This window comes from Streptomyces sp. ADI95-16, from assembly GCF_003721495.1.
Lineage (GTDB): Bacteria > Actinomycetota > Actinomycetes > Streptomycetales > Streptomycetaceae > Streptomyces > Streptomyces goshikiensis.
Map to the genome: position 1 here is coordinate 1,024,433 of NZ_CP033581.1, position 10,489 is coordinate 1,034,921.

General features: G+C 76.1%; 1 protein-coding gene. It reads right to left on the reverse strand.

Translation table 11 applies throughout. From position 1 onward, the window contains the following. Positions 1-5: 5 nt before the first annotated feature. Entirely contained in the window at positions 6-10,370 is a 10,365-nt protein-coding gene (locus EES41_RS04370) for a type I polyketide synthase (protein ID WP_123075816.1), read from the reverse strand. Positions 10,371-10,489: the final 119 nt, after the last annotated feature.

Sequence of the window (10,489 nt, forward strand, 5' to 3'; positions counted from 1 at the left end):
GCACGTCAGAAGTTGCTGTTGCTGGTGGTGGTGTCGGGGGTGTCGTCGTCGAGGCCGCCCCCGCCGTCGAGGGCGAGGTCGAGGAGGTCCTGGAGGTCCATCGTGTCGATGGACCCGCCCGGGTCGACGGCCTCGGCACCGGGCTCGGTGGCCGGGGTGTCGGGTCCGGCGAGCCGCAGGAGGGTGTCCAGGAGTCCGGCCTCGCGGATCCGGCCGAGGGGGATGGTGGCGAGCGTCCTGCGCAGCTCCGCGTCCTGCGGGTCGCTGTCGAGGTCCGTGACGGCCGCGCCGCCGCTTCCCTCGGGGAAGAGGGTGCGCAGCAGGTGGCGGGTCAGGGCCTGCGGGTTGGGGTAGTCGAAGACGAGGCTGGACGGCAGCCGCAGGCCGCACGCGGCGCCCAGCCGGTCGCGCAGTTCGACCGCGGTCAGCGAGTCGAAGCCCAGGTCCTTGAAGGCCCGGTCGGGTGCGACGGCGTCCGCGGAGGGGTGGCCGAGCGCGGCCGCCGCGTGCTCGCGCACGAGGTCGAGGAGCGCCGTGTCGCGCTCGTCCCCGGACAGCTCGCCGAGCCGGCCGAGGACGGTCGCGGCCGCGTCGGCGGACGTGCCGGCGCCGGCGTGCGGTTCCTCGCGCAGTACGCCGCGCACCTCGGGCAGGTCGCCGACGAGCGGGCGGGGGCGGGCCGCGGCGAACACCGGGGCGAACCGGGCCCAGTCGACGGAGGCCACGGTCACCGCCGCGTCGCGGCCGGCGAGGGCGCGTTCCAGGGCGAGGAGGTTCGTCCCCGGGTCGACGGGCGGCAGTCCGCGACGGGTGAGCTGCTCCTCCGCGTCGCCCTCGGTGGCCATGCCGCCGTCGGCCCACGGTCCCCAGGCGATCGCCGTGGCGGCGAGCCCCCGGGCGGCGCGGCGCTCGGCGAGCGCGTCGAGGAAGGTGTTGGCGGCGGCGTAGGCCCCTTGGCCGCCGCTGCCCCAGACGCCGGCGATGGAGGAGAAGAGGACGAACGCGTCGAGGGAGTCCGGGGTGTCGAACAGCGCGTCGAGGTGGACGGCGCCGGCGGTCTTGGCGGTGACGACCCGGGCGAAGCCGGGCAGGTCGGTGCCGGTGCCGGGCGGCTGGGAGACGCCCGCGGCGTGCACGACGGCGCGTACGGGGGTGTCGTCGGCCGCGAGGCGGGTGACGAGTGCTTCGAGCGCGTCCCGGTCGGTGACGTCGCAGGCCGCGAGGGTCACGGCCGCGCCGAGCGCTTCGAGTTCCGCCCGGATCTCGGTGGCGCCGGGCGCGTCGGCGCCGCTGCGGCTGACGAGCACGAGCCGCCGCGCGCCGCGTGCGGCGAGGTGCCGTGCCACGTGGCGGCCGAGGGCGCCGGTGCCGCCCGTGATGAGCACGGTGCCGTCCGGGGTCCACGGCGGTGCGGTGCGGGCGCCGGTCGACGGGGCGGCGTGGACGAGGCGTCGTACGAGCGGTCCGGCGGCGCGGATCGCCAGCTGGTCCTCGTCGCCGGCGCCGGTGAGTACGGCCGACAGCCGGTTCAGGGCGCGCTCGTCGCACACCTCGGGCAGGTCGACGAGGCCGCCCCAGCGGTCGGGGTGTTCCAGGGCGATGACCCGGCCGAGGCCCCAGACCTGGGACTGGGCGGCCCCGCCGAGGGTGTCGCCGGGAGCGGCGGCGACGGCGTCGCGGGTGACGCACCACAGGGGCGCGTTCGCGTGGCCGCCCGGCTGGTCCGCATCGGCGTCGGGCTCCGAGGTGAGCGCCGTGGCGAGGGCGGCGGTCAGGGCGAGCCCGACGGGCACCGACGGGTGCTCGGGGTGCGGCCGCTCGTCCAGGGCCAGCAGCGAGAGGACGCCGCTGACCGGTCCGGCGGCGGCCAGGTGCGCGCGCAGGACGGCCGGGTCGCCGTCGGCGACGTCGAGCGGCAGCGGCACGATGCGGGCGCCGTCACCGCTCATGCGGTCGGTCAGCGCGCGCACCCACGGGTCCTGGGCCTGCGCGGCGGGGACGGGGACGATCCAGGTGCCGGCCGGGGTTCCCCGGTCGGGGCCGGACCAGGGCTGCCAGGTGACGCGGTAGAGGAGGGATTCGGCCTTCGCCCGGGCCTGCTGGTCCCGCCGCCATGCGGAGAGGGCGGGCAGCGCGGTGCTGAGCGGCTGGTCGCCTTCGACGTCGAACTCGTCGGCGAGCGCCGTCAGATCGGCCCGTTCGACGGCGTCCCAGAACCGGGCGTCGGCCCCGGCCGCGGCGGGAGCGGTCTGCGCCGCGCCGCCGGGGGCGGCGGGCTCGGGCCAGTAGCGCACGGGCTGGAAGGGGTAGGTGGGCAGGTCGACGCGGTGGGCGCCGGTCCCGGTGGCGGCGAAGTACGCCCGCCAGTCGAGGGGGACGCCACGGGTGTACGCGTGGGCGAGGGCGGCGGTGGCGGTCACGGCTTCGGCCTCGGGACGCGCCGCGCGCAGGACCGGTACGAAGCCGGCGTCCTCGGTGAGGCAGTCCTGGGCGAGCGCGGACAGGACGCCGTCTGGGCCGAGTTCGAGGTACGTCCGTACGCCGGCGGCCTCCAGGGCGCGGATGCCGTCGAGGAAGCGGACGGCTTCGCGGACGTGGCGGACCCAGAAGTCGGCGGAGCCCATCTCGTCGGTGACGACCGATCCGGTCAGGTTCGAGACGACCGGGATGCGCGGGTCCTGGAACGTGAGCCCCTCGACCACCTTGCGGAAGTCGGCGAGCATCCCGTCCATGTGCGGCGAGTGGAAGGCGTGGCTGACGGTCAGCCGCTTGGACTTGCGGTCCGGGAAGGCCTCCGCGACGGCGAGCGCCGCGTCCTCGTCACCAGCGACGACGACCGAGCGCGGCCCGTTGACCGCCGCGATGCTCACCCGGTCGGTCAGCAGCGGCAGGACCTCCTCCTCCGAGGCCTGGACCGCGATCATCACGCCACCGGACGGCAGCGCCTGCATCAGGCGGCCCCGGGCGGCGACGAGCGAGCACGCGTCCTCCAGCGAGAGCACGCCCGCCACGTGGGCGGCGGTGATCTCACCGATGGAGTGACCGGACAGGAAGTCCGGGCGCAGGCCCCACGAGGTCAGGAGCCGGAACAGCGCCACCTCGACCGCGAACAGCGCGGGCTGCGTGTACTCCGTACGGTCCAGCGCCTCGGCGTCCGTACCGAACAGCACGTCCTTCAGGGGCAGTTCGAGGTCGAACCGCTCGCACACCCGGTCCAGCGCGTCCGCGAACACCGGGTAGGTCGCGTACAGCGCACGGCCCATTCCGAGCCGCTGGCTGCCCTGCCCCGTGAACAGGAACGCCAGCCCGCCGCCCGACACCGTGCCGCGGATCAGCCCCGGCGGCCGCTCGTCGGCCGCGAGGCCGGCGAGGGCGCGCAGCAGGCCCTCACGGTCGTCGGCGGCGAACGCCGCCCGGTGTTCGAGGCCCGCGCGGCCGGTGGCCAGGGAGTAGGCCAGGTCCGGCAGACCGGAGCCGTCGGCGGCGACCGCTTCCTCGGCGACGGGCAGCAGCCGGGCGGCCTGGGCGCGCAGCGCCTGCGGGCTCCGGGCCGACAGGACGTAGGGCACCGGTACCGGCGTGGCCGTCGGCGCGGGCCGGTCCGCGGGCTCCGGGGCCTGCTCGATGATGGTGTGGGCGTTGGTGCCGCTGATGCCGAACGAGGACACCGCGGCGCGTCGCGGCCTACGGGTCTCGGGCCAGGCGGTGGCCCGCGTCAGCAGGGCGATGTCCCCGGCCGACCAGTCGACGTGCGGGCTCGGCTCGTCCACGTGCAGGGTCTGCGGGAGCACCCCGTGCTGCATGGCCATGACCATCTTGATGATGCCCGCGACACCGGCGGCGGCCTGGGTGTGACCGATGTTCGACTTGATGGAGCCGAGCAGCAGCGGCTGCCCGTCGGCGCGGTCCTGGCCGTATGTGGCGAGCAGTGCCTGCGCCTCGATGGGGTCACCGAGCCGGGTACCCGTGCCGTGCGCCTCGACCGCGTCGACATCCGCCGCCGACAGCCCGGCGCTCGCGAGGGCGGCGCGGATCACGCGCTGCTGCGAGGGCCCGTTGGGGGCCGTCAGGCCATTGCTCGCACCGTCCTGGTTGATCGCCGAACCCCGCACCACGGCCAGCACCGGGTGACCGTTGCGCTGGGCGTCGGAGAGCCGCTCCACGAGCAGCATGCCGACACCCTCGCCCCAGCCCGTACCGTCCGCGGCGGCCGCGAACGCCTTGCAGCGGCCGTCGGGGGCGAGCCCGCCCTGGTGGCTGAACTCGCTGAAGGTCCCGGGCGTGGACATCACGGTGACACCACCGGCCAGCGCGATCGAGCACTCGCCGCTGCGCAGCGCCTGGACGGCCCAGTGCAGGGCGACCAGCGAGGAGGAGCAGGCGGTGTCGACGGTGACGGCGGGGCCCTCCAGGCCCAGCGCGTAGGAGACGCGGCCGGACATGACGCTGCCCGCGTTGCCGGTCATCACGTGGCCGAGGACGCCGTCCACGTCGGCGGACCGCTCCAGCTGGGCGTCGTAGCCGCCGGCCGAGGCGCCGACGAACACGCCGGCCCGGGTGCCGCGCAGCGACGACGGGTCGATGCCCGCCCGCTCGATCGCCTCCCAGGAGGTTTCCAGCAGCAGCCGCTGCTGCGGGTCCATGGCCAGGGCCTCGCGCGGCGAGATCCCGAAGAAGTCGGCGTCGAAGGAGTCGGCGTCGTGGAGGAAGCCGCCCGCGAAGGTCCGGCCGTCCTGCCCGGCGTACAGCTCGGCGGTGTCCCAGCCGCGGTTGCCGGGGAGCCCGGCGATCGCGTCGCCGCCGGTCTCGACGAGCCGCCACAGCTCCTCGGGGCCGCGGACGCCGCCGGGGTAGCGGCAGCTCATGGCGACGATGGCGATGGCGTCGTCGGCGCCGGGTGCCGCGCCCCGCAGGTCCTGGGGACCCTCCTGGCCGGCCTCGTCCGCGTCGCCGAGGAGGTCGGTGCGCAGCTGCCGGGCGAGCGCGGTGGGCGAGGGGTGGTCGAAGACGAGCGTGGTGGCCAGGCGCAGTCCGGTGACCGCGCCGAGGCGGTTGCGCAGTTCGACGGCGGTGAGCGAGTCGAAGCCGAGGTCCTTGAACGCCTTGGCGGGCTCGACCTGTTCGGCCGAGGCGTGGCCGAGCACGGAGGCGACCTGGGCCCGTACGAGATCGAGCAGGGCCCGGTCCTGCTCGGGCCGGGTGAGGGCGGCGAGCCGTTCGGCGAGCGGGGTGCCCCCGTCGGTACGGGTGCGCGCGGTACGGCGCCCGGCCGGGCCGAGGAGCTCCCGGAAGACGGGGGCCACGGGCCCGGGCGCGGCGGCGGCGGCCAGCGCGGCGGGGTTCAGGCGGGCGGGGACCAGGACGGGGCGGCCGGAGGCGAGCGCCGCGTCGAGCAGGGCCGTTCCGTCGCCGGCGGTGAGGGCGCCCACGCCGTGCTGCTCCATGCGGCGCAGCTGGGCTTCGTCGAGGCCGGCGGTCATCCCGCTGGCGTCGGCCCACAGGCCCCAGGCGAGCGCGGTGGCCGGCAGGCCCTGGTGGTGGCGGTGCTGGGCGAGGGCGTCCAGGAACACGTTGGCACAGGCGTAGTTGGCCTGGCCCGCGCTGCCGAGGGTGCCGGCGATGGCGGAGTAGAGGACGAACGCCGTGACCGGCAGTTCGCGGGTCAGCTCGTGCAGGTGGAGGGCGGCGACGGCCTTCGGGCGCAGGACCGTGTCCAGGCGCTCGGGGGTGAGGGATCCGACGACGCCGTCGTCGAGGACGCCCGCGGTGTGGACCACGGTGGTGAGGGGGTGTTCGGCGGGGACGGCCTCCAGGACGGCGGCCAGGGCGTCGCGGTCGGCGGCGTCGCAGGCCGCCCAGGTGACCTCGGCGCCGAGCGCGGCGAGTTCCGCGGTCCGTTCGGCGGCGCCGGGCGCGTCGGCGCCGCGACGGCTGAGCAGCAGCAGCCTGCGTACGCCGTGGGCGGTGACGAGGTGGCGGGCGACGATCCCGGCGAGGGTGCCGGAGCCGCCGGTGATCAGCGCGGTGCCGTTCGGGTCGACGACGGCGGGGCCTGCGGCGCCGGCCCCGGCCGCCGGGTCGGAGTCCGTCGTTCCGGCCGTCGGGGTGGCGGCCGGGCGGGTGCGCCGCAGTCGCGGTACGTGGACGGCTCCGTCGCGCAGCAGCAGCTCCGGCTCGCCGGACGCGAGGGCCTCGGCGAGGAGGGCCGCGCCGGCCGGGTCGTCGAGGTCGGCGAGGTCGCGGACGTCGGCGAGGAGGAAGCGGCCGGGGTTCTCGGTCTCGGCCGACCTCAGCAGGCCGCGTACGGCGGCGTGCGGCAGGTCCGTGCCGCCTTCACCGGGCCCGGCGACCGCGCCGCTGGTCACGACGACCAGGCGGGACGTCTCGAACCGGGTGTCGGCCAGCCAGCCGCGCACGAGGGCGAGCGCCCGGTGCGCGGCCTCGCGCAGGGTGTCCGGCGCGAGGCCGTCGGCCTGCCGGGGGAAGGGGGCGAGGACGTACGCGGGCACGGGGGCGCCGGCGTCGATCGCCGCGGCGAGCTCCGCCAGGTCGGCGTGGCGGGTGGCCGGACCGCTTCCGGTGGAGCCCAGCACCGCCCATCCGCCCGCGGGTTCGGCCGGCGCTGCGACGCCCTCCGGCCGTGACGGCAGCGGCAGCGGCGTCCAGTCGAGCTGGAACAGTGCCTCGCGGACGACGGCCGGTACCGCGGCGGGGGCGCCGGTGGTCCCGGCCGTGAACGGCCGCGGGGTCAGCCGGCCGACGGTGGCCACCGGGTCGCCGAGGTCGTCGGCGAGGTCCAGGGCGAACGCCCCGTCGGCGGCGGGCCGGATCCGGACGCGCAGGGCGCCGGCGCCCGTCGCGTGCAGGGTCACGTCGGACCAGACGCTGCCCGGTCCGACACCGCTGCCCGCGCCGTCGGCGTACGGGGCCGCCAGGGCGAGCGCGGTGTGCGCGGCGGCGTCCAGCAGGGCGGGGTGGAGGCCGAAGTCGGCTGCCTGCGGGGCGTCTTCGGGCAGGCGCAGCTGGGCGTAGTAGGCGCCGTCGTGGTGCCAGGCCGCCTCGACGGCCCGGAACAGCGGGCCGCGCGCCGGGCCGGTGCCGGCGCCGTCGGTGGCGCCGTCGGTGGCGTAGAGACCGCTGATGTCGAGGGCTTGCGCCCCGGCGGGCGGCCACTGGGCGAGACCGGCGGCCGCGGCCGGGGACTCGGCGGGTGCGAGGACGCCGTGGGCGTGGCGGGTCCAGCCGGTGTCCTCGGCGGCGTCGCCCTCGGGCCGGGCGGACACGGTGAAGCCGCGGCGGCCCTGCTCGTCGGGGTCCTCCACGAGCACCTGGACCCGTACGCCGCCGTCGGCGGGCAGCGTCAGCGGCGCGTCGAGCACCAGCTCCTCGACGTGCCCGCAGCCGGCCTGGTCGCCCGCGCGGACGGCGAGTTCGACGAACGCGGCGCCGGCCAGTACGGGGGTGCCCGCCACGGTGTGGTCGGCGAGCCAGGGCTGGGTGCGGAGCGCGAGCCGGCCGGTGCACAGCACCCGGTCGGAGCCGGCCAGGGTGACGGCCGCGCCGAGCAGCGGGTGCGCGGCCGGGTCGAGTCCGGCCACGCTGACGTCTCCGGCCGTGGTGGCGGCGGGCTCCAGCCAGTAGCGGGAGTGCTGGAAGGCATAGGTGGGCAGGTCGACTCGGCGGGCGCCGGTGCCGGAGAAGTACGCCGTCCAGTCGACGGTGGCGCCGCGGGCGTGGGCGCGGGCGAGGGCGGCGAGGGCCGTCTCGGGCTCGGGCCGGCCGCCGCGCAGCGCGGGGACGAAGGCCGCCGTCTCACCGGTGACGCAGTCCTGGGCGAGCGCGGACAGGACGGCCTCGGGGCCGAGTTCGACGTAGGTGGTGACTCCGGCGGCTTCCAGGGCGCGGATGCCGTCGAGGAACCGGACCGCCTCGCGGACGTGCCGGACCCAGAACTCCGCCGAACCCATCTCGTCGGAGACGAGGGCGCCGGTCAGGTTGGAGACGACCGGGATGCGGGGGCTCGCGTACGTGAGCCGCTCGGCCACCTCGCGGAAGGCGTCGAGCATGCCGTCCATGTGCGGCGAGTGGAACGCGTGGCTGACGGTGAGCCGCTTGGTCTTCCGGTCGGCGAACGCCTCCGCGACGGCGAGCGCCGCGTCCTCGTCACCGGCGACGACCACCGAGCGCGGCCCGTTGACCGCCGCGATGCCGACGCGGTCCGTCAGCAGTGGCAGGACCTCCTCCTCGGAGGCCTCCACCGCGATCATGACCCCGCCGGACGGCAGCGCCTGCATCAGACGGCCCCGGGCGGCGACCAGCGTGCAGGCGTCGGCCAGCGACAGGACGCCCGCGACGTGCGCGGCGGCGATCTCGCCGATGGAGTGCCCGGACACGAAGTCCGGTCGCAGACCCCATGATTCGAGCAGCCGGAAGAGGGCCACTTCCACGGCGAACAGCGCGGGCTGCGCGTACTCCGTCCGGTTCAGCGCGGCGGCGTCGGATCCGAACAGGACGTCCTTCAGGGGGAGTTCCAGCTGCGCGCAGATCGCGTCGAGGGCCTCCGCGAACACCGGGCAGTTCTCGTACAGTTCACGTCCCATGCCCGGGCGCTGGCTGCCCTGGCCGGTGAAGAGGAACGCGGTCCGGCCCTCGGTGACGCTGTCGGTGACCAGGCCGGCGGCTTCCTCGCCGGCGGCGAGGGCGGCGAGGGCGGTGTCGAGGTCTTCGTCCGTGCGGCCGATGAGCACCGCGCGGTGCTCCAGGGCGCCGCGGGTGGTGGCGAGGGAGTAGCCGAGGTCGAGGGCCGGGGCGGCGGCGCCGTCCTGGGCGCGGGCGGCGATCAGCCGGGCGGCCTGGGCGCGCAGCGCGGCGGCGGTCCGGCCCGAGAGCGTCCAGGGCAGCACGGCGGGCCCGGCGGCGGCCGGGGCGGCCTCCGGGGCGGCGGCCCCGTCCGTGCCCTCGCCCTCGGGGCCCGCCTCCGGCGGAGCCTGCTCGATGATGGTGTGCGCGTTGGTGCCGCTCACGCCGAACGCGGAGACGGCCGCGCGGCGCGGGGCGCCGGTCTCGGGCCACGCCATCGGCTCGGTCAGCAGCGACACCGCCCCGCCCGACCAGTCGACGTCGGGGGTCGGCTCGTCGACGTGCAGGGTGCGCGGGAGGACGCCGTGGCGGATCGCCATGACCGTCTTGATGATGCCCGCGACACCGGCCGCGGCCTGGGTGTGGCCGATGTTGGACTTGAGGGAGCCCAGGCGCAGCGGCCGGCCCTCGGGGCGGTCCTGGCCGTAGGTGGCGAGCAGCGCCTGCGCCTCGATGGGGTCACCGAGCCGGGTGCCCGTGCCGTGGGCCTCGACGGCGTCGACCTCGGCGGCGGAGAGCCGGGCGTTCTCCAGGGCCTGGCGGATGACGCGCTGCTGGGAGGGGCCGTTGGGGGCGGTCAGACCGTTGCTGGCGCCGTCCTGGTTGACGGCCGAACCGCGGACCACGGCGAGCACGGGGTGCCCGTTGCGGCGGGCCTCGGAGAGGCGTTCCACCAGGAGGACGCCGACGCCCTCGGACCAGCCGGTGCCGTCGGCGGCCGCGGCGAAGGACTTGCAGCGCCCGTCGGCGGCGAGGCCGCGCTGGCGGCTGAACTCGACGAACACGTCGGGCGTGGGCATCACGCACACGCCGCCGACCAGGGCGAGCGAGCACTCGCGCTGCCGCAGGGCCTGGATGGCCAGGTGCAGGGCGACGAGGGAGGAGGAGCAGGCCGTGTCGATGGTGGCGGCGGGGCCCTCCAGGCCGAGGACGTAACTGACCCGGCCCGAGAGCACGCTCGTCGCGCCGCCCGTCAGAAGCAGCCCTTCGAGACCCTCCGGGACCTCCTTCAGGTCGGCCCCGTACCCCATGGCGCCCGCGCCGATGTAGACGCCGGTGCGGCTGCCGCGTACGGACGCCGGATCGATTCCGGCGCGCTCGAACACCTCCCAGGACGTTTCCAGGATCTGGCGCTGCTGCGGGTCCATCGCCAGTGCCTCGCGCGGCGATATCCCGAAGAATCCGGGGTCGAACACGGTGGCGTCGGAAAGGAATCCGCCGCCGGTGTTGTAGAAGGTGCCCTTCCGGTCGGGGTCGGGGTCGGCGAGGGACGCGATGTCCCAGCCCCGGTCGTCGGGGAATCCGGTGATGGCGTCACCGTCCTCGGACACCAGTCGCCACAGGTCCTCCGGAGACCGCACCCCGTCGGGGAAGCGGCAGCTCATCGCGACGATGGCGATGGGCTCCTGCGCGTCCTGCTCGACCTCCTGGATGCGGCGGCGGGCCCGCCGCAGCTCCGTGGTCATCCACTTCAGGTTTTCGAGAAGCTTTTCTTCGTTCGTGCCGGCCACTGGAACGTCACCTCCTGGAGAAATGCGCGATGCATACGGAAATCGGGCGGGAAATGTGATGGGGATTGGCGTGGGGACTGGGGCGGGGCATCACATCGGGCTTCGGATCGGGCATCAGG